The following is a 20,456-nucleotide window of genomic DNA, read 5'->3' on the forward strand; positions in this document are numbered from 1 at the left end:
CCGGGCAAACGTTCGTAGCAAGGAGATTCCAATGCGCATCCATCTTCCCCTGACTGCCCTGGCCGCCACCGCGCTGCTGGCCGCCTGTGGCTCCGGCCCCGCACCCCGGCCGCAGGCGCCGCCGCCGCCACCGTCGGTCAGCACCGCACGCATGGCCGAAGCCAACCTCGCGCCGGCCTCGGCCAGCCTGGTCAGCGGCCGCCTGGCCCTGGTGCCCGAAGCCGGCGGCGTGCATATCACCGGCGTGGTGGGTGGCCTGCCGCGCGGCCGGCCGTCTGCCTTCCACGTGCACGAGAAGGGCGATTGCAGCGCGGTGGACGCCAGCAGTGCCGGCGGCCACTTCAACCCCACCGCGCAGGCGCATGGCCGCGCCGGCGCCGGCGCGCACCATGCCGGTGACATGGACAACCTGCTGGCCAATGCCGAAGGCGTGGCCAATGTCGACGTTCACCTGCGCGGCGTCACCCTCGGCGGTGGCGCAGTCAACGACATTGCCGGTCGCGCCCTCGTGGTGCACGCTGCACCCGACGACTACCGTAGCCAGCCTGCCGGCAATGCCGGTGCCCGTGTCGCCTGCGCGGTGATCCGCGTCGTACGCTGAATGCGCCTGTCGTTCTGATCCACCCATTCATAGGGAGCAAGACCATGCGTTTGATCCACACCACGCTGTTCCTCGCCGGCGCGCTCGCGCTGACCGCCTGCAACCAGGGCGCAGAACCTGATGCCGTCCCGGCCGAACTGGCCGCCGACGCACCTGCCGCCGCGGCCCCGGCCGCCGATCCGGCCGCTCCGCCGGCCATGGCCATGGCCGCGCCGGTCGCCGTCGCCCAGCTGGAGCCGACCAAGGACAGCACGGTCAAGGGCAGCATCAGCTTCACCGTGGTTGACGGCCACCTGCGCGCCAGCGGCGACATCAGCGGCCTGCAGCCGGACAGCGAGCACGGCTTCCACATCCACGAGAAGGGCGATTGCAGTGCGCCGGACGGCACCAGCGCCGGTGGCCACTTCAACCCGGGCAGCAGCGAACACGGCAGCATCGACGCCACTGCCCACCACGGCGGCGACATGCCCAACATCAAGGCCGATGCCCAGGGCAACGCCCACATCGACGGCCCGGTGGCCAGCAACGTCAATGCGGGCAAGGGCGATGCGTTCGACATCATCGGCCGCGGCCTGATCGTCCACGCCGACCCGGACGACTACAAGACCCAGCCGACCGGCAACGCCGGCGCACGCCTGGCCTGCGCGGTGATCAACAAGGCGCCGTAAGCGGCCGCGCTGCTCCAAACCCCTCCCTTGCGCAGCAGGGGAGGGCGGGGGAGGGGTTCGCCTCCGGGCCGAACCGCTCCAAACAAAAGGGCCGCTTGCGCGGCCCTTCGGGTTCCATCCGCCAGCGCGCTCAGTGCGCCAGCATCGCTTTGGCGTCCTGGCCGGCATGCACATGCACGTACAGCACGTCGATGCCATGCGCCTCCAGCACCGCGGCCATCTGCCGCTGGCGCATCAGGTACTGCTCGTACACCCGCTGCAGGCGATCGCAGGCATTGCGCTCATGGCCGTAGTGCGCGCACCAGCCGGCCGGGTCGAACAGCGCCATGCGCACTTCGCCACCGACATAACGCAGCAGCGGTTCCGGCGGGGCTTCCAGCCATTGCTCCTGGCCGGGCGCGAACATCGCCGTCTCCAGCAGCGGCCACAGGTCGGCCAGGCCCTGGTTGTCGTACTGCATGGCCATCATCGCGGCCAGGTCGTTGAAGGTGAAATAGCGTGCGTGCTCGATCTGCGCGGCAAACCCGGTCTGCGCCAGCAGCGCGGTGTCCGGCTGCGCCATGCCATTGGCCAGCAGCACCTCTTCCAGCGCATCACGCGCTTCCTGCAGCAGCCCGGTATCGGTGCCGGTCAACACGAACGGCACCACCCGCAGCCCACCGCCGACCAGGCCCGGATCGGCCTGCAGCGGCAGCGGCACCTCACCGTTGGCATCGGCACCGAAGGCCAGCAGGCGCGGCCCCTGGTTGCGGCCGGGCGCACGCGCCTGCAGCTCTTCCAGGCGGCGATGGATCGGCAGGCCCGGGCGCAACACCTCGGCCGGGTCGAAATGCGCCGCGGCGAACACCAGGTCCAGGCCGCTGACCTGCGGCACCAGCTTGGCCAGGTCACGGCCGACCAGCGCGGCCAGTTCGCCGGCCTGGTCCGAGGACAGCGCGGCCTTGCGTGGTTGCTGGCCACCGGCCAGTTCCAGTGCCAGTACGCCCAGTGCGTTCATGTCGGGGTTGGAATTGCTCATGGTTCGCGGTTGGCCCGTCACGGGCTCGAAGCTACACTCAACGCCATTATGCCTGCTATCGCGTGCAGGCCACGTTGCACTCACATTCCAGTCATCAGGTACCCGCATGACCAGCGCTCGTCCCGTAGCCATCCTCGGTGGTGTCCGCATTCCGTTCTGCCGCCAGAACACCGCCTATTCGGATGTCGGCAACCTTGGCATGTCGGTCCGTACGCTGGGCGCCCTGGTTGAACGGTTCGGCCTGCACGGCCAGCAGCTGGGCGAAGTGGCGATGGGCGCGGTGATCAAGCATCCCAGCGACTGGAACCTGGGCCGCGAGGCCGCGCTGTCCTCCGGGCTGTCGCCGCTGACCCCGGGCATCACCCTGCAGCGTGCCTGCGGCACCTCGCTGGACACCATCATCACCGTCGCCAACAAGATCGCGCTGGGCCAGATCGAGTCGGGCATCGGCGGCGGCTCGGACACCACCTCCGACGTGCCGATCGTCTATGGCAAGAAGCTGCGCGCACGCCTGCTGGCGGCCAACCGCGCCAAGAGCACCGGCGACAAGCTCCGCGCGCTGACCAAGGGCTTCAAGTTCTCCGAGCTCAAGCCCGAGTTCCCCGGCGTGGCCGAGCCGCGTACCGGCAAGAGCATGGGTGACCACTGCGAGGACATGGCCAAGGAGTGGAACATCTCGCGTGACTCGCAGGACGAGTGGGCGGTGTCCTCGCACAAGAAGCTGGCCGCCGCCTACGAGCGCGGCTTCTTCAACGACCTGATCGCACCGTTCCGCGGCGTGGAGCGCGACAACATCCTGCGCCCGGACACCTCGCTGGAAAAGCTGGCCACGCTCAAGCCGGCCTTCGACAAGACCTCCGGCCGCGGCACCCTGACCGCCGCCAATTCCACCCCGCTGACCGACGGCGCCGCCGCGGTGCTGCTGGCCAGCGAGGAATGGGCACGCGCGCACGGGCATGCACCGCTGGCGTATCTGCGCGACGCGCAGGTGGCGGCGGTGGATTTCGTGCATGGCGAGGGCCTGCTGATGGCCCCGACCGTGGCCGTGCCGGAAATGCTCAAGCGCAATGGCCTGACCCTGCAGGATTTCGACATCTACGAAATCCATGAAGCCTTCGCCGCGCAGGTGCTGTGCACGCTGCGTGCCTGGGAGAGCGAGGACTACTGCCGCAACCGCCTGGGCCTGGACGCACCGCTGGGCCGCATCGACCCGGAGAAGATCAACCCGCTGGGTTCGTCGTTGGCCACCGGCCATCCGTTCGCCGCCACCGGTGCACGCATCATCGGCACCGTGGCCAAGGAACTGGCCGAACGCGGCGGTGGCCGCGCGCTGGTGTCGATCTGTACTGCCGGCGGCATGGGCGTGGTGGCCATCGTCGAGCGCTGATCCAGCGCACCCCAACCGGTAGGCACGGTGGATCTGCCCCTTCCCTTCTGCGCCGCAAAGGGGAGGGTCGGGGAGGGGTGTCTTTGCGACTTCGAGATGTATCCCGACTTCGCGGCCAAGGCCGCTCCTGCGCCGGGTGCAGGCACGCATCCTTTGATCCGCGGCGGATCTGCTCCCTCCCTTCTGCGCAGCAGAGGGGAGGGCTGGGGAGGGGTGTCTTTGCGCCTTCGAGATATATCCCGACTTCGCGGCCAAGGCCTTTTCTGGCTGCGTGGCAAGCCTGTATCTTCGCCGCACCAAGGACGAGGGAACACGGATGAGGTGCATCGCGATCGGGTTGGGGATGATGGTGTCGGTGTTGGCTGCCCCGGCAGCAGCGATGACGTTCATGAAGGTGGACTACGTCTGCCCGGTCGGTGGCGAACGTTTCAGCGCCCACACGATGGGCTCGGGCACCTCTTTCGGACACTTCCTCGATGGCCGCGCCTATGGCGCGATCAAGTCGCCATGGCCGCTGGTGCAATGCCCGGGCAATGGCTTTGTGATGTTCCGCGAGACCTTCAGTGCCGATGAGGTCCGGGCGCTGGACGCCTACGTGCAGGGTGAGGAGTACCGGCGCATGCGCGAGAGCGAAACCAGCTACTGGCTGGTTTCACGGCTGATGCAGGCGATCGATGCCCCGGCGGACGAACAGGCCGGCGTGCTGCAGCGTGCCACCTGGCAGGCCTCGCCGGCGCAGTATCCGCGCTACGTGGCCGCGGCTGCGGCGGCCTTCGCCGAACAGTGCCCGGACCAACGCCCCGCCGCCCGGCGTGACCAGCGTTGGCTGCATTGCCAGATGATCCTGGGCGAATGGGAGCGCCGCCTGTCGCGCTTCGATGCGGCCCGTGCACGCTTCACCGGCCTGCAGCCGCAGGTGGAAGCGCTGGTGGTGGGCGAGGACAGCGAGCGGAGTGCCCGGCAGTTCCGCGCCGAGATCGCCCAGCAGCTGCAGCTGATCGAGCAAGGCGACAACGCCGACACGGTGGCGGTCGATGCCAATGCACCTGCGCACAGGAGCGCTGAGGCCGCCACGCAGGAAAGCGCCGCCGCGGCCCAGGCGGCGGCCCAGGCGGCCGATGCAGCCGCCGCCGCAGGTGGCCGCAGGGATTGAGCGGGACGCACGGGCGCGGGGGCGCCTTTCATTGGCCATGACACAGGGGAAAACCCGCAGTGAATGACGACAACCCGTATGCCGCGCCACAGAGTTCGCCGCAGCCGCCACCACTGCAGTACGCGCATGGCGACGACCGCTGCTGGCGCGACGGCGCGGAACTGCTGGTGCGCCCCGGCGCGGACCTGCCGCGTTCGTGCGTGAAATGTGGCGACCCGGCCAGCGAGTATCGCAGCCGTACCTTCTACTGGCATTCGCCGTGGCTGTACCTGCTGATCCTGCTGCACATGGTGGTCTACCTGATCGTGGCGCTGATCGTGCGCAAGCCGGCCAGCCACCAGGTGGGCCTGTGCGCCAGGCACCAGGGCCAGCGTCGCAACTTCATCCTGATGGCGTGGTTGTCGCTGGTGCCGCTGATCGGTGGCTTCATGTTCGAGCGCGGCGGCATGATCCTGCTCGGCGTGCTGCTGTTCCTGGTGATGCTGTTCTGGGGCCTGCTCGGCATGCGTGTGCTCAAGCCGAAGAAGATCACCCCGGAACTGGCGGTCTATGCCGGCGTCTCGCCCCGGTTGCTGGCCTCGCTGCCCCGTTATCCCCACCGCCGCGATTGACCGCAGGTGCACCCGGCCGCGTTGCCGGGCGATGCAGGCCGGATCTCAGCCGCCGCCCGTGGTGGGCGCGTGGTCGAGCAGGAACTGGCTGATTTCGCGGCGCAGCGGCAGGTCGTCGGTGGCGCGCGCGTAGGCATCGGCCTGCAGCGCGTGATCGCGTGCGGCGTCGAACTCCTCCAGGTTGGAGTAGCGCTCGGCCAGCGCCAGGCAGATCGAGGCCGCGTAGCCGGCGGCATTGGCCGCGGACGCCAGTGGCAGGGCGCGCAGGTAGAAGCCGATCGCGGTGGGGTCATCACCGGTGAAATCGGCCAGCGTCTCCCACAGGAACGGGTGGTCACGGCCACTGCGGGCGGTGGCTTCGCAGTAGCTGGCCAGTTCGGCGTAATGCACCTGGACCGCCTCGTCGTCGCCGGCCTGGCCGGCGTCGATGATGGCATCGGTCAGTGCCACGACATGCGCGTGCATGTCCGGAGGGATGTTCATGGCGTCTGGAAGAAGGCGTGGGTACTGGATTCCATGGGCTCAGCCGGGCAGGCGCGGGAAACCATGTTCGTCGCGCTCCTCGGCCACGGCCTGGTCCTGGATCTGTTGGCGCAGGTCACGGCGTTCCAGTGGCAGCGGGGTATCGCCACGGCGTTGGTGCAGGGCGTTGAGCAGGCATTGCCGCGCCAGCGCGTCCTCGCCCTGCGCGGCGAAACCCTCGCCCAGGGCTTCCCAGGCGTCGGGGCCGGCGCCCTGCGCGATCGCGCGGTGCAGGAATTCCTCGGCCTGCGTCCATTGCCCCTGGCCGCGTGCCAGACGGGCCAGGGTCAGCAACAGTGCCGGGCTGGAAGGGTGAGACTGCAGCCAGCGCTGCGCACTGGCGCGCCGCGAGTCCAGCTTGTCCACCGGCAGGGTGCCGTACAGCGTGACCAGCGCCTCGTCCCAGCTGCTGTCCAGCGTCTGTTCGATCACGCGCAGCGCCACGTCGTTCCAGTTCAACGCCACCGCGCGGCTGGCATAGCGCGCCACCGCCTGCGGCGACACGCGCAGGGTCTTGGGCAGCACTTCCCAGCGCGCGGCCAGCGCGCTCACGTCAACGGCCTCGTCCAGCATCTGCAGGGCCAACCGGGTTTCCAGCGCGGCCACCGCCGGCGGTGGCAGGGCCTGTTGCTGGCGCAGCGCGCCAAGTTGCCCGTAGGCCTCCTCGGCGCGACCGGCGCGGGCCAGCGCCTCGGTGCGCAGCGACAGCCCGCGTGGCGGCAACGGCTGGATGCCGGGCAGGTCCAGCGCAGTGATCGCTTCCAGTGGCTTGTCCAGTTCCAGCCAGCGCTCGGCGCTGTGCAGTGCGTGCAGGGTGGGGTCGACCGCACCCAGCTGCTGCAGGTGCTGGCCGGCACTGGCGGCATCATCGCGGGCTTCGGCCGCACGCATCGCCGCAACCAGTGCGATCGGTCGCACCTCCTTCTCGGTGGCCGCGCTCTGCAGCAGCTTTTCGGCACGCTGCCACTGCCCGCCATCGAGTGCCTGCAGGCCATCGATCAAGCGGGCGCGTCCCTTGCCGCGGCGATGCCGTGCCCAGACGCGGAACGGCGTGCTCACCAGGGTCCACAGCAGCCACAGCAGCAACAGGACGATCAGCAGCGCAAGCACCGCCTGCGGCAGCGTGGCGATGTAGTCGTGGTTGCCCGCACGGACGATCACCTCGCCCAGCGCACGCACGGACGCCTGGCCCATCCACTGCGCGCCGAAGATGCCCAGCGCGGCGACCAGCAGGACGATCAGCAGGGAACGGAAGGCTTTCATGGCGACTCCTTGGCCGCGCGCATGCTGCGCAGCTGCTGCAGGGTGCTGCCCAGTTCGGGAAGGGCGGGGCGCAGTTCCACCGCGCGCAGGGCCTTGAGCTCGGCGCGATGCTGCTGGCGTTGCGGCGAATCCGGCCACAGCCGCTGCAACCAGCCATCGATGCGGTCCAGCGCTTGCTGCCAGGCGGTGTCGTCACCGCGTTCAAGGGCGGCACGGGCCAGGCTCAACTCGATCTGCAGCGAGTCGGTGGCGGCCAGCCGCTCGGAGCGGGCGACCAGCACCGAGGCATCGGCCGGGCGGATCTCCACCAACGGGGAAAGCAGCTGCTGCCACCACGGCTGCTCGGCATCGGTCGCCGCGCGTGCCTGTTCGGGCAACTGCTCCAGGCTGGCCGCCCACTGGGTGAGCCGGTTGGCGGTGGTGGTGCGGACGCCCGGACCCAGCGCATCGACCGCGTTGCGCTCCTGGATCAGGGCCTGGCGCAGGTTGAGGTAGGCCGGGTCGTCGATGCTCTCCAGCACGCCGGCGGCCAAGGCATACAGGCGGCGCGCACCGTCCAGGTCATCGGCATGGTTCATCCGCTGCGCGGCCTGGCTGAGCAGCAGCTCGGCCTCCTCGCGGCGCAGCGCCTGCGCACCCTGGCGCGAGCTGTCGGCCAGGCGTGCCAAGTTCTCCTCCAGCAGCGCATTGCGCTGGCTCAGGCCCAGCACTTCGTCACGCAGCACGCGGTTGGTGGCGGCCGCGTCCTGGATGCTGCGGGCATTGGCACGCTGGTCGCGGCGCAGGGCTTCCATGCTGTCCTGCAGGGCGGTCAGCTGGCGCGCGGCGTCATCGCGCGCCTGGTGGGCCTGTTGCTGCTGGGCCTGCCAGCCGCGATAGCCGAACCAGCCGGCGGCGGCGAGCACGCCGACCACGGCCAGTGGGATCAACCAGCGCAGCGGGCGCCGGGGCGTGGGAGCGGGGGAAACATCATTCATCGGGGCACAGCATCCTTGGCGGGCTCACCGGGGCCACGGACGGCGCGGCACCGGGTCATGCTGCAACAGGATGGCGGCGCGGGTGGATGCCTGCAAGCCACGCGCCGTACAGGCTCAGGCGCTGGCGTGACCTGCCGCCATCGCCGTGATCGCGCGCTGCGCGGCGCTGGCCAGCTGTGCCGGCAAGGGGCCGGCCGCCACGCTGGCATGCGTGAAGCCATGCGTGCGCGCCAGGGCGGCCAGGCGTTCGCTGGCGGCGACCACCGGCATCCGTTGCCAGCGCCGCAGCAGCGCCGCCGGCAGCTGCGGCAACACCGTCTCCAGCGCCTCGCCACTGCTGAGCGCAAGCACGGTCGGGCCCTGCAGGGCTTCAAGCCGCTCGATGACGGCGGTACTGAGCGGCAGGCCGACGCGTTCGTACACATCCACCCGTTGCAGCGTGGCACCGCGCTCGACGATCTGCGTGGCGATCATGCCGCGGCCACCGGGGGCGGTGACCAGCGCCACGCGCAGGCCCTGCAGGCCCTGCATGCGCGGCAGCGCCAGCAGGCCCTCGCTGTCCATGCGCTGCGGTGCCTGCACGTCGCGCGCGCCATGGCGGCGCAGCACCCGCGCGGTGCCTTCGCCGACCGCGACCACGCGGCCTTCGCCCAGTTCGGGCAGTGCCAGCAGGCGCGCGGCGGCCTCGGCGGCGGTCGGGCTGGTGAACACCAGGCGGTCGGCGGTCGCCGCATGGGCCAGCTGCGCACGGGTCAGGGTGTCGGTACGCAGGGCCACGCGCCAGGGCGAAAGTGCCAGCGTATGTCCTCCCAGCCGGGCAGCGGCGCTGCGCAGGGTGTCGTGCTGCCCCTGGGGGCGCAGGGAGATCAGGTGCCAGGCCGTGTCGGCTGGCACATAGGCGCGGCGGTTCATTCCATGCATTATGCGGGCGCTTTCCTGTCCGTGTGTTGCTTACTTCTTCCATGTCCGACGCTTCCGATTCCGCTGCACTGCTCGCGCAGGTGCAGGCCACCCTGGATGCCATGCCGCCGGTGGCCGCGATGAACATCCGCATCGCGGGTTATGAAAATGGCGTGCTGCGCATGCAGGCACCGCTGGCCGCCAACGTCAATGACAAGGGCAATGCCTTCGGCGGCAGCCTGGCCTCGGTGATGACCCTGGCCGGCTGGGCGCTGGTCAGCCTGCGCCTGGCATTGGCCGGCAAGCAGGCCGAGGTCTACGTCGCCGACAGCAACATCCGTTATCGCGCGCCCGTCTACGGCGACCTGCTGGCGGTCGCGCGGGCCGCGCCGGACCAGGATTGGGACGATTTCCTGGCCCTGTTCAACAAGCGTGGCCGGGCACGGGTGACCGTACGGGCCGAGATCGAGGGCGGTGCCGCCGAGCTGGAAGGGCGCTTCGTGGCCCTCGGCAAAGGCTAGGATGGGCCGTTAACCGGGGATTCCATGATGCTCAGACGCCTGTTCCAAGCCGCCCTTGTCCTGTCGTTGCTGGTCGCGGCCGGCGCCAGCGCCGGTGACGGCCCCAGCCGCAGCCAGCGCGCCAAGCTGGTGCCGACGCAGGCTGCCTACACGGCCGCGGTGCGCTGGAGCGATTTCGAGGCCGCCGAGGGCTTCCTCGACCCGGTCTACCTGCAGGCCCACCCGCTCGGTGACCTGCAGCGCCAGCGTTACCAGCAGGTGCAGGTGTCCGGTTACCGCGAACGCGGCAGCAGCGTCGCCGCCGACGGCAACGTCGAGCGGCGCATGGAAATCAGCGTGATCAACCGCAACACCCAGGCCGAGCGCACCGTGGTGGTCACCGAACGCTGGCGCTGGGACACGGAGGGCAAGCGCTGGTGGCAGGCGGGCGGCCTGCCGGACCTGTGGCAGGGCCAATGAGCCCGCTGGGCGCCCCGTTGCCGGCATATGCGACAATCCCCGCCCGCTTAATCGACCCGTGACCTGAGTGAATTACGAAGAGTTGCTGGCCTTCGCTGGCCGAAATCCGATGCTGTCGCTGGCCCTGGTCGGCCTCACCGTGGCCATCATCGCCACCGAGGTCGCGCGCCTGTTCCGCGGCTACAAGTCGCTCAAGCCGTCCGAGCTGACTCACCTGATCAATGCCGGTGGGGCCGTGGTGATCGACCTGTCGGCCGCCAGCGATTTCGAGAAGGGCCATATCGTCGGCAGCCGCAACCTGCAGCCGGCCCAGGTGAGCCCGACCCACAAGCTGCTGGCCTCGGCCAAGCAGTCGCCGGTGGTGCTGCTGTGCCGCACCGGCAACGCCTCCGCCACCGCCGCCAAGGTGCTGAAGAAGGCCGGTTTCGAGCAGGTGTACGTGCTCGACGGCGGCCTGCCGGCCTGGCAGGCGGCGGACCTGCCGCTGGTCAAGGGCCGCGGCTGATCAGTTAATTTGCGTTAAGGCCTTGTGGACGGCGTGGACCGCCCCCATCGCTGGTCTGGTAACAATCCCAATCATTGAACAATCTGTTCTGGAGTCTTGAGAAATGTCCGAAGAGAACACCAACGGCGTAGTCCCGGCTGACGAAGCTGCCAACGGCCCGGCTTTCACCATCGAGAAGATCTACGTCAAGGACGTTTCTTTCGAATCCCCGAACTCGCCGGTCATCTTCAATGAGAACGTGCAGCCGGACCTGCAGCTGAACCTGAACCAGAAGGTGCAGCGCCTGTCCGACACCGCCTTCGAAGTGGTGCTGGGCGTGACCCTGACCTGCAAGGCCGGTGACAAGACCGCCTACGTCGCCGAAGTGCAGCAGGCCGGCGTGTTCGGCCTGATCGGCCTGGAGCCGCAGGCGATCGACGTGCTGCTCGGCACCCAGTGCCCGAACATCCTGTTCCCGTACGTGCGTTCGATGGTGTCGGACCTGATCCAGGCCGGCGGCTTCCCGCCGTTCTACCTGCAGCCGATCAACTTCGAAGGCCTGTACGCCGAAACCCTGCGCCAGCGCCAGGCCCAGGGCGAAGCCTCGCTGGCCGACTCCGAGCCGGCCGGCAACGCCTGATCGGCGTCCGCGACATCGGATGAGTACGACCGACGCGAACAAGATCGCCGTCCTCGGCGCGGGCTCCTGGGGCACCGCGCTGGCCACCCTGCTGGCCCGGCACGGTCACCCGACCGTGCTGTGGGGACGCGATGCCGCCGTCATCGAGGCGATCGACCAGCGTCACGAGAATCCCCGGTACCTGCCGGGGATTCCCTTGCCTGATTCCCTGCGCGCCAGCACCGACCTGGCTGCCACCGTTGCCGGTGCCAGCTGGATCCTGGTGGTGGTGCCTTCGCATGCCTTCGCCGAGACCGTGCGCGCGCTGGCGCCGCTGCGGCCGGCCGGGGCCGGCGTGGCCTGGGCCACCAAGGGCTTCGAGCCCGGCTCGGGGCGTTTCCTGCATGAAGTGGCCCGTGAAGTGCTGGGCCCGGACGTGCCGCTGGCCGTCGTCACCGGCCCGTCCTTCGCCAAGGAAGTGACCCTGGGCCTGCCCACGGCGATCACCGTCCACGGTGATGACGACGCTTTCGCCCAGCAGGTGGCCGATGCGATGCATGGCCCGGCCTTCCGTGCCTACACCGGTGACGACATGGTCGGCGCCGAGCTGGGGGGGGCGATGAAGAACGTGCTGGCCGTGGCCACCGGCGTGGCCGATGGCATGCAGCTGGGCCTGAACGCCCGTGCCGGCCTGATCACCCGCGGCCTCAACGAGATGCTGCGCCTGGCCGCCGCCATCGGCGGCAAGCCGGAAACCCTGATGGGCCTGGCCGGCCTGGGCGACCTGGTGCTGACCAGCACCGGCGACCTCTCGCGCAACCGCCGCCTGGGCCTTGCCCTGGGGCGTGGGCAGAGCCTGCCCGACGCGGTGAAGGAAATCGGCCAGGTGGTGGAATCGGTGCAGACCGCCGACGAGGTGATGCGCCAGGCCGAGCGCCATGGCATCGACCTGCCCATCTCCAAGGCGGTGCAATCGGTACTGCACGGTGAGCTGAGCCCGGCCGAGGGCCTGCAGCAGCTGCTGGCACGCGAGCAGAAGCCGGAGTATCCGGACACGCTGTTCAAGTAATTTGACCGACGTTGAAACAAAAAGCCCGGCGATTGCCGGGCTTTTTTGTTGGGTCGATGGAATGCCCCTGGCCCTTCCTGCCTTCGACGAGGGAAAGCAGGAAGGGCCAGTGGAACCTGCTCCTGCCCCAACGGGTGGACAGGGGGAAGCATTTCGCCGGCCCCGGAAAAGGTGAAGCCCGGTCGGGGAGAACCGGGCTTCAGGCGCGGGGGAGAGAGAGCACGCGCCTTTACAACACGTTGTTGCCGCTACGGCTTACCAGGTGAAGCGCGGGCCGACGAACCATTCCTTGTCGCCAGCCTTGGCCAGCTTCACTTCGCCGGTCAGGCCCCAGTTGGCGTTGAACTTGCCGGTCGCGCCGACGCGGCCGTAGAACTCGCCATCCGGGTTGTAGCCGTTCTTCTTGCTGTAGTCCTCGTAACCGGCCAGGGCATACGCCTCGAAGTTCGGGGTGAAGGCGGTACGCACGCCGACTTCAGCGCTGTAGCCGTTGAAGGTCGGGCCGTAGTCCGGGTCGAACTTCTGGTACGCGGCGCGGGCCAGCAGGTCGGTGTTCGGGGCCACGGTGTAGTTGTAGCCAACACCCAGGCGCCACTGGTCCACGTCAACCTTGCCCTTGTCGGTTTCCTGGGCGTTGTATTCACCGAAAACATGGAAGTTCGGGTGCACGGCAACCGAGCCCTTCAGAGCCCAACCATCGGCGTCGCCGCCGCGGGTGTCGGTGTTCACGTAACCGCCTTCCACATAGTTGTAGGACAGGCCATCGGCAGCCGAGGCAGCGAACGGCAGGGCGGCCATCAGGCCCAGTGCGATCAGGGAAGTCTTCATTTCGGCATTACCTTTTTTATTGGTTTGATCGATGCGGCGTGATGCTTGGGGCCGTTCGATGGTTGTGAATTATCCGTTAGCCAATGGAACTGACCCTGAATATCAAACTGACCAGTACATAAATTAGGCGGCGAATCGGGGAACTTCCGTGCCGGAACAACGCCACGTCCCCGGTCCGCCCAAGAGACCGGAAGGCATGTAGCGCCGGGGATGGGGTCCTGCGCTTACTCGCCGCGTCGCGCGGCCAGTTCATCCCAGAGGCGGCCCTGTCGTTGGGCCGCGGTGGTGACGTTGATGACTGCCTGTTCGCCCGGGCGATCATGCAGCTGCTGCAGGTACAGGCTGCGCGGCGTTACCACCGCATGCGGGGACTGCACGATGCCGGCCGGTTCCTCCGGGGGGAACTTGCCCGGTACGCGCTCGCCGATCTGGCCCACACTCCAGGTCATCGCATGCGGCGGGGCCTGCAGGACGTAGCGGGCGCTGTCGGTGTTCCAGAACATCTGCTGGGCGCCGGGCCATCCATGCCCGGTGCCGCTCCCGCGCCGATGCTGCACGCGCAGCTGGCGGTCGCGGGTGCAGCGGCGAATCTCCTAAACTTCGGGTGGGGTAAACACGGGAAAATCAGTAAATGGATGTCATGCCCAGCGATAGGCCGGCACTGGAACCGCTCCACTACCACCGCCAGTTGGTGGCGTACCTGAAGCAGCACGAGCCGGAGGTATGGCGCTGGGCGGCCTCGCAGCGGATCCGCGATGAACACATCGCGCAGGTACGCAGCGACCTGCTGCGCGATACCTACCGGCTGGAGGCCGAGGCCCACCCGGAGGTGCATGCGAGCCTGCAGTTGGCCATGCAACGGCTGGGCATGCAGGCCCCGGCGACGCTGTACCAGGCCGGCAGCCAGGACATGAATGCCGCGCTGGTGTTCGTGCCCGGCGAAGTGCACATGGTGCTGCAGGGGCCGCTGCTCGAACGCCTGAGCGATGACGAGCGGCTGGCGCTGTTCGGGCATGAACTGGCGCATTACGTGCTGTGGTCGCTGGACGGCGGCGACTTCCACGTCGCCGACCGCATCCTCAATGACGCCCTGGCCTCGCCGCAGGCCAGCCCCAGCCAGGCCGAAACCCTGCGCCGGTATGCCTTGCATACCGAGCTGTTCGCCGACCGCGGCGGTGCAGTGGCAGCCGCCGCCCCCGGGCCGGCGGTCAGCACGCTGCTGAAGGTGCAGACCGGCGTGGCCAACCCGGACCCGGTGGCCTACCTGCGCCAGGCCGCGGAGGTGGATGCCAACGAGAAGCAGGGCAGCACCATGCGTACCCACCCGGAGACCTTCATCCGCGCACGTGCGCTGGAGCAGTGGTGGCAGCGCACCGACCGGCTGGACGGCTGGGTCCGCGACAAGCTTTGCGGTGCCTTGTCGCTGGAGGCACTGGACCTGCTCGACCAGCAGGCCCTGCAGCAGATCACGCGCGGCTTCCTCGGCCACTTCCTCGACGAGGTGCCGCTGCGCAGCGCGCTGGTGCTCAACCAGGTGCGGCAGCTGTTCCCGGACTGGAACCCGGGCGAGGCCACGGTTGCGCCCCAGGCCATCGTCGAACGCAACATCGATGACAGCGTGCGTGGCTACCTCAACGCCTTGATGCTGGACCTGGCGCTGGTTGACCCCGACGTGCAGGACGCCGCGCTGCTGCGCGCCAGCACGCTGGCCCACGCGCTGGGCAGCGCGCAGGCACTGCAGGCCAACCTCAAACGCGATGCACGGCTGGGCAAGCGTGAGCTGGACAAGCTGAAAAAGAACACCGAACGGGCCCTGAGTGCATGAGCGAGATGACTGAAACCCCGGTGCCGACGGGCAACTTCGCCGCGCTGGTCGATGCCCAGGCCGGCGCGGCGCTGTCCACCGATGACGTGCTGGTACTGGTGTTGCCGCTGTTCGCGCAGGTGGCGTCGCTGCATGCCGGTGGCCGCGTCGCCACGCTGTCGCCCGAAGCGATCGTGCTGGATGCGGCGGGCGGGCTGGCCCTGCACAACCCGGCCGGCCAGGCACCGGCGATGGCGCTGGCCGCGATCAGCCGCGTGCAGCCCGGTTCGGCGTCCACGCTCAACATCGTCGGCACCCTGCGGGTCGCGCATGACGCGCAGGGCTACGAGCGGCTGGACGACCTGGCGGTGCAGGCCGACCTGGAGGCGGCGATCGAGCATCCGGTGTACCTGCCGGGCTATCGCAGCTGGGAACTGGCGTTGGGCCACCATGACGAGCTGACCGACATCTTCCAGCTGGGCATGGTGCTGGCGGCGTTGGCCTGCGGCCTGGACTTCGACGACGTCGACGACCTGCGCAGCTTCGCCGGCAACCGCGAGAACCTGTTCCAGCTGGCCCCCCGCCTGCATCCGGTGCTGGCCAGCGTGATCGTGGAGATGACCGCGCTCAACCGGCACGACCGCAGCACCGAGCTGGACAGCCTGGCCACGCGCCTGCGCACCTGGCGCGACCAGCCGGACGTACTGGACGTGGCACGCGCGCTGTCCGGCGTCAGCGGCCTGGCCTCGCGCCGTGGCGCGGTGCTGTCCTACCTGCGCGACCGCCTGTTCGACCTGTCGCGTCGCAACCGCCTGCTGTTCTTCCGGCCCACCGCCGGCTCGGTCAACCTCACCGTGTCCAGCGTGCCGCTGATGCTGCAGGTGGAGAGCATCCGGCCGGAGCACATCTGCACCTGGGGCGGGCCGTTCGCGGCGGACATGACCGCCGGCAAGGCGGTCGACCTGCAGCGCTGGCTGCGCTTCGACGACCAGCCGTTCCTGCCGGCCGCGCTGGACAAGCTGATCCAGGAAACCCGCCGTGATCGCGCCGAGTATGGTTTCAGCCACCTGCGCCTGGTGGTCGCGTTCCTGCGTTGGCACAACCTCAAGGAATTCCCAGAGGAACGCATCACCACGCCGTTGCTGTGGTTGCCGGTGGAGCTGGTCCGGCGCAAGGGCGTGCGCGACCAGTACGTGCTGCAGGCCGAGGAGGGCGAGGCCGAGTTCAACCCGGTGCTGCGTCACCAGCTACGCCAGCTCTATGACATCCAGCTGCCGGAAACGGTGGACCTGCAGAAGACTTCCATCGCGCAGGTGCATGCCGACCTGTTGGCGCAGATCCGCCGTACCGAACCGTCGGTCGAGCTGCGCCTGATCGAGAAGCCGCAGGTGCGGCTGGTCCGGCAGAAGGCCCTGCAACGCCTGCAGCAGTACCAGCGTCGCCGTCCGGCCGGGCGTGGCACGCGCGCCGTGGCCGGGCGCCTGCCCGATTACAGCTACGAGCGCGAGGATTACCGGCCACTGGGCCAGGCATTGTTCGAGCGCTGGGTGCGCCCCAGCGCGCTGCCGCAGCGGTTCGAGGCCGGTGCCGCGCCGGTGGCCGGGCCGCGCCATGCGTGGATGGTGGAGGAGGTGGCCGATGCCGAGCGCGTGGGCTATGCGCTGCAGGAGGCCGAAGGCCATCGCTACGCATGGGACCTGGACCTGACCCAGGTCACGCTGGCCAACTTCAACTACAAGAAGATGTCGCTGGTGCGTGACTACACGCAGCTGCTGGACGACAACACCGACAACCCCGCCTTCGACCGCGTGTTCTCCATCGAGCCGCGCGCCGTGGACGCCGCGCCGCCGGCGCCGTTGCCGCTGCGCGAGCAGTGGAACGTGATCGCCTCCGATGCCACCCAGGGCGCGGCGGTGGGCCTGGCCCGCAGCCAGCGCAGTTTCATCATCCAGGGGCCACCGGGCACCGGCAAGTCGCAGACGATCACCAACCTGATCGCCGACTACGCCGGGCGCGGCAAGCGCATCCTGTTCGTATGCGAGAAACGCGCCGCGCTGGACGTGGTGTTCCACCGGCTCAAGCAGGCCGGCCTGGATGCATTGTGCTGCCTGATCCACGATTCGCAGGCTGACAAGAAGGCCTTCATCGCCGACCTGCGCAGCTGCTACGAGAACTGGATCGCGCAGCCGCACAACAGCGAGCGGCTGGCCCAGCAGCGCGATGCGGTGCTGGATACCCTGCAGCGCCTGCAGGCGCGCGTCGATGCGTTCGAGCAGTCGATGTCCGTCGTCCCCGAACCGCTGGGCACCAGCGTGCGCCAACTGGTACGGCGCATGGCCGAGCTGCCTGGCGTGCCGGAGCTGGATGCCGCGCGCCGCGAAACCCTGCCCACCCTGGCCGCGTGGGATGCGCAGCGTGAACTGGCGTTGCGCGTGGAGCGCAACCTGCGCGAACGCTTCGGCATCGACAGCCTGGCCGGGCATCCCTTTGCGCGCCTGTCCGCGGCGCTGGTCGGTGACGAGCGCGCCTATGGCCGCGTGCAGCACCTGATCGACGATGGTGAGGCATTGCTGGAGCAGCTGGACCCGGTGCTGGATGACAGCGCCGGCCTGATCAAGGCCGGGCTCACGCCGGCACAGGCCCTGCAGCTGGCCGAGCAGGCCCGCTGGTTGCTGGACAATGGCATGGCCGGGCAGTTGTCGTTGCTGGAAGAGGACTCCTCGCAGGCGCTGGAGCTGCGACGCGCGCGCGAGCGGCTTGAACAACAGCAGGCAGCAGTGCAGCAGGCCGCGCAGGCCACGACGCACTGGCGCGACAAGCTCGATGCGGGCGACACCCAGGCCGCGCTTGCCTTGGCCCAGCAGCTGGAAGGCTCGCTCATGCGCTGGCTGCAGCCGGCCTGGTGGCGGTTGCGCGGCGAGCTGCGCCGTCGCTACGACTTCGGCAAGCACGCGGTGCATCCGGGGTATGCGCGGGTGCTGCAGTCGCTGGCGGCCGAGCAGGCCGCCACCGTGGCGCTGGCCGAAGCCGATGCCAGCAGTTGCAGGCAGTTCGGCGTGCAGAGCATGCGCGGGCTGCTGGATGCGGTGACCCAGTTGCGCGAACGCCAGGCAAGCAGCGGACCGATGCGGGCGATGCTCGACCACCTCCGCGCTGCGCTGGACCCGGTGACTGCCGCCCGCAACGAAGCCGTGGCCGCCGAACCGCTGCGCAAGCTCGGCCAGCGCCTGGACGAGAACGTGGAGGGCGAACCGGCATTGAGCCTGGCGCGGGTCGGCGAGCTGCTGCGCGACCTGCGCGAAGGGCTGGAAGAACTGCCGGACCTGTTGCCGCTGCTGCGTGCCGTGCACGCCGGTGATGCCGCCGTCAGCGCGGCGTTGCGGCAGCTGCCGTTGCCGGCGCTGCAGATCGAGGCGGTGGTTGCCGATGAAGCGTTGCGTCGCCTGGAGCGTGCGCATCCGGAGCTGGCCCGCTTCGATGGCGCGGCACTGGCGGTGGCCGCACGGCGCATCGGCGAGGGCCAGCGCGAGCTGCTGGGCCTGAACGCCAAGGTGGTGCAGGCCACGCTGCATCGGCTGTTCACCGACCACGTGCAGACCGCGTCGCTGTCGGCGACCCAGCTGGACGCCGAAGGCAAGGCATTCAAGAAGCTCTATTCCACCGGGCGCCGGGAGCTGGAGCATGAGTTCGGCAAGAGCATGCGCCACCGTTCGATCCGCGACCTGTCCGACGACGAGACCGGGCTGGTGGTCAACGACCTCAAGCCGATCTGGCTGATGAGCCCGTTGTCGGTGTCCGACACGTTGCCGCTGTCGCCGGACCTGTTCGACGTGGTGATCTTCGACGAGGCCAGCCAGATCCCCACCGAGGAAGCGGTGCCGGCGCTGAGCCGGGCGCGGCAGATCGTGGTGGTGGGCGATGAGATGCAGCTGCCGCCGACCAGCTTCTTTGCCGCCAACGGCGAGGACAACGAGGAGGTCGTGGTGGAGGAGGATGGCGAGCGCATCGCCATCAACATGGAGTCGGACAGCCTGCTCAACCAGGCCGCGCGCAACCTGCCGGCGACCCTGTTGGCCTGGCACTACCGCAGCCGCCACGAGACGCTGATCAGCTTCTCCAACGCCGCCTTCTACGACGGTCGCCTGGTCACCATCCCCGACCGTCGCATCGAGCCTTCGGCCGACGCGCCGGCATCGGTGCCGTCCACCCGGGACGATGCCGGCGCGATCGGCGCCGATGCCCTGCAGGAGCGTGCGGTCAGCTTCCACCACATCGCCGACGGTGTGTACGGTGCGCGTCGCAATGCCGCCGAGGCGCGCTACATCGCGCAGATGGTGCGCGAGCTGCTGCGCCGGGGCGGCGGCCAGAGCATCGGCATCGTCGCCTTCTCCGAGGCACAGCAGGGCGAGATCGAGACCGCGCTGGAAACGCTGGCCGGCGAGGATGCCGAGTTCGCGCTGCAGCTTGAGCGCGAGTACGTGCGCGAGGACGAGGACCAGTTCAACGGCCTGTTCGTGAAGAACCTGGAGAACGTGCAGGGCGACGAGCGTGACGTGATCATCCTGAGCATCTGCTACGCACCCGGTGCGGACGGCCGGATGCTGATGAACTTCGGCCCGATCAACCAGCGTGGCGGCGAGAAGCGCCTCAACGTGATCTTCAGCCGTGCCCGGCTGCGCATGGCGGTGGTGTCCAGCATCCATGCCGAGGCCATCACCAATACCCACAACGACGGCGCGGCGGCGTTGCGTGCGTTCCTGCAGTTCGCCCAGGCCAGTGCGCGCGGGGATTTCGACCGCGCGCAGCTGGTGCTGGGTTCGCTCAATGCCGGCGCACGGGAGGCGTTCGCCGCACCGCCGTCGGCCGATGCCATCCGCCAGGCCATGGCGGAGGCGTTGCGCCAGCGTGGGCACATCGTGCACGAGCAGGTGGGGCGTTCGCAGTTCCGCTGCGACCTGGCGATCGTGGACCCGGCCGGCGGCGACTACCAGCTGGCGATCCTGCTCGATGGGCCGGACCAGGCAGTGGCCGATACCCGCGAACGCTACGTGTTCCGTCCCGGCGTGCTGCGCGGCTTCGGCTGGCAGGTGATCGACGTGCCCGGCCGCGATTGGCTGCGCGCGCCCGAGGCGGTGCTGGCGCGTATCGATGCGGCGTTGCAGGGCCGGGAGGTCGATGCGCAGACGGCGCTGGATGCACTGGAGTCATTGCCGGCGATGGAGACGGCGGTGGAGGAGGCCGCGCCCGAGGTGCCGGCGGCGCTGGCCGAGGATGTGCTCAGCCGCGAACTGGTGTTCGAACAGGGCACATCCAACAAGTTCTGGCGCGTAGCGGTCAGCGGCGGCGAACTGGTGGTGACCTACGGGCGCATCGGCAGCGCCGGGCAGCGCAACGTGAAGCAGTTCGACAGCCCCGCGCGTGCGCGTCGCGAGATGGACAAGCTGGTTGCCGAGAAACTGGGCAAGGGCTATCGCGACGCGTGATGCAGGTGCGTGGCCACCGGCTTCGCGGCTGAAGGCGCTCCTGCCATGGGAGCGGCCTTGGTCGCGAAGCCGGCGTCGGTGCCGATGTC

At 69.1% G+C, this 20,456-nt stretch carries 19 protein-coding genes; 12 read left to right on the plus strand and 7 right to left on the minus strand.

Translation table 11 applies throughout. The features are described 5' to 3' along the window. The first annotated feature begins 31 nt into the window (after positions 1-31). A complete protein-coding gene (locus ACIPR8_RS15905) occupies positions 32-601 on the plus strand; it encodes a superoxide dismutase family protein (protein ID WP_313254977.1) in 570 nt (189 codons plus the stop codon). Between the two features lie 44 nt (positions 602-645). Then, entirely contained in the window at positions 646-1,269 is a 624-nt protein-coding gene (locus ACIPR8_RS15910) for a superoxide dismutase family protein (RefSeq protein WP_446541638.1), read from the plus strand. A 130-nt stretch (positions 1,270-1,399) separates the two neighbouring features. Here ACIPR8_RS15910 and ACIPR8_RS15915 read toward each other — a convergent pair whose 3' ends face one another. Continuing rightward, entirely contained in the window at positions 1,400-2,287 is an 888-nt protein-coding gene (locus ACIPR8_RS15915) for a hypothetical protein (RefSeq protein WP_192288304.1), read from the minus strand. A gap of 106 nt (positions 2,288-2,393) precedes the next feature. On the opposite strand from ACIPR8_RS15915, the gene ACIPR8_RS15920 reads away from it, so the two are divergent. From ACIPR8_RS15920 to ACIPR8_RS15930, 3 genes are all read left to right on the plus strand, one after another. Beyond that, a complete protein-coding gene (locus ACIPR8_RS15920; protein ID WP_446541639.1) occupies positions 2,394-3,674 on the plus strand; it encodes an acetyl-CoA C-acetyltransferase in 1,281 nt (426 codons plus the stop codon). A 316-nt stretch (positions 3,675-3,990) separates the two neighbouring features. After that, the gene (locus ACIPR8_RS15925; RefSeq protein ID WP_446541640.1) at positions 3,991-4,827 is read left to right on the plus strand and encodes a hypothetical protein; all 837 of its coding nucleotides are present in this window, start codon (positions 3,991-3,993) and stop codon (positions 4,825-4,827) included. Positions 4,828-4,886: 59 nt separating this feature from the next. Then, the gene (locus ACIPR8_RS15930) at positions 4,887-5,438 is read left to right on the plus strand and encodes a hypothetical protein (RefSeq protein ID WP_446541641.1); all 552 of its coding nucleotides are present in this window, start codon (positions 4,887-4,889) and stop codon (positions 5,436-5,438) included. 45 nt (positions 5,439-5,483) lie between these two features. Here the strand turns inward: ACIPR8_RS15930 and ACIPR8_RS15935 are convergent, their stop codons facing one another. The 4 genes from ACIPR8_RS15935 to ACIPR8_RS15950 all read right to left on the minus strand — a co-directional run bounded on the left by ACIPR8_RS15935 (position 5,484) and on the right by ACIPR8_RS15950 (position 9,121). After that, on the minus strand, positions 5,484-5,921 hold the full coding sequence (locus ACIPR8_RS15935; protein WP_446541642.1) for a hypothetical protein: 438 nt from the start codon (positions 5,919-5,921) through the stop codon (positions 5,484-5,486). Between the two features lie 39 nt (positions 5,922-5,960). After that, positions 5,961-7,223, minus strand: coding sequence for a heme biosynthesis HemY N-terminal domain-containing protein (locus ACIPR8_RS15940; protein WP_446541643.1), 1,263 nt, complete (start codon positions 7,221-7,223; stop codon positions 5,961-5,963). Further along, complete coding sequence (locus ACIPR8_RS15945; protein ID WP_446541644.1) at positions 7,220-8,200, minus strand: uroporphyrinogen-III C-methyltransferase; 981 nt, start codon at positions 8,198-8,200, stop codon at positions 7,220-7,222. The genes ACIPR8_RS15940 and ACIPR8_RS15945 overlap by 4 nt, the downstream gene beginning before the upstream one ends. Positions 8,201-8,314: 114 nt before the next feature. Then, positions 8,315-9,121 carry a uroporphyrinogen-III synthase gene (locus tag ACIPR8_RS15950; RefSeq protein ID WP_446541645.1) on the minus strand — a complete coding sequence of 269 codons (807 nt, stop codon included), beginning with the start codon at positions 9,119-9,121 and terminating at the stop codon, positions 8,315-8,317. Positions 9,122-9,162: 41 nt separating this feature from the next. Here ACIPR8_RS15950 and ACIPR8_RS15955 point away from each other — a divergent pair, with 41 nt between their 5' ends. The 5 genes from ACIPR8_RS15955 to ACIPR8_RS15975 all read left to right on the plus strand — a co-directional run bounded on the left by ACIPR8_RS15955 (position 9,163) and on the right by ACIPR8_RS15975 (position 12,252). After that, on the plus strand, positions 9,163-9,621 hold the full coding sequence (locus ACIPR8_RS15955; RefSeq protein ID WP_192288297.1) for a YiiD C-terminal domain-containing protein: 459 nt from the start codon (positions 9,163-9,165) through the stop codon (positions 9,619-9,621). Positions 9,622-9,645: 24 nt separating this feature from the next. Next, entirely contained in the window at positions 9,646-10,080 is a 435-nt protein-coding gene (locus ACIPR8_RS15960; RefSeq protein ID WP_446541646.1) for a hypothetical protein, read from the plus strand. A 67-nt stretch (positions 10,081-10,147) separates the two neighbouring features. Continuing rightward, entirely contained in the window at positions 10,148-10,585 is a 438-nt protein-coding gene (locus ACIPR8_RS15965) for a rhodanese-like domain-containing protein (protein WP_192288295.1), read from the plus strand. 103 nt (positions 10,586-10,688) lie between these two features. Further along, the gene (gene secB / locus ACIPR8_RS15970) at positions 10,689-11,204 is read left to right on the plus strand and encodes a protein-export chaperone SecB (RefSeq protein ID WP_132862378.1); all 516 of its coding nucleotides are present in this window, start codon (positions 10,689-10,691) and stop codon (positions 11,202-11,204) included. Between the two features lie 19 nt (positions 11,205-11,223). Further along, positions 11,224-12,252 carry an NAD(P)H-dependent glycerol-3-phosphate dehydrogenase gene (locus ACIPR8_RS15975; protein ID WP_446541647.1) on the plus strand — a complete coding sequence of 343 codons (1,029 nt, stop codon included), beginning with the start codon at positions 11,224-11,226 and terminating at the stop codon, positions 12,250-12,252. Between the two features lie 255 nt (positions 12,253-12,507). On the opposite strand, the gene ACIPR8_RS15980 is transcribed toward ACIPR8_RS15975, so the two are convergent. After that, positions 12,508-13,080, minus strand: a complete 573-nt coding sequence (locus ACIPR8_RS15980; protein ID WP_446541648.1) for an OmpO family porin — start codon at positions 13,078-13,080, stop codon at positions 12,508-12,510. Positions 13,081-13,304: 224 nt separating this feature from the next. Continuing rightward, on the minus strand, positions 13,305-13,583 hold the full coding sequence (locus ACIPR8_RS15985) for a hypothetical protein (protein ID WP_446541649.1): 279 nt from the start codon (positions 13,581-13,583) through the stop codon (positions 13,305-13,307). Between the two features lie 137 nt (positions 13,584-13,720). Between ACIPR8_RS15985 and ACIPR8_RS15990 the strand changes: the two genes are divergently transcribed. Next, on the plus strand, positions 13,721-14,905 hold the full coding sequence (locus ACIPR8_RS15990; protein WP_225591936.1) for a M48 family metalloprotease: 1,185 nt from the start codon (positions 13,721-13,723) through the stop codon (positions 14,903-14,905). Then, positions 14,902-20,367 (plus strand): AAA domain-containing protein, encoded by a 5,466-nt coding sequence (locus ACIPR8_RS15995; RefSeq protein WP_446541650.1) that lies wholly within the window; start codon positions 14,902-14,904, stop codon positions 20,365-20,367. Before ACIPR8_RS15990 ends, ACIPR8_RS15995 begins: the two co-directional genes overlap by 4 nt. The last annotated feature ends 89 nt before the right edge of the window (positions 20,368-20,456 follow it).

Source organism: Stenotrophomonas sp. LARHCG68, from assembly GCF_052871705.1.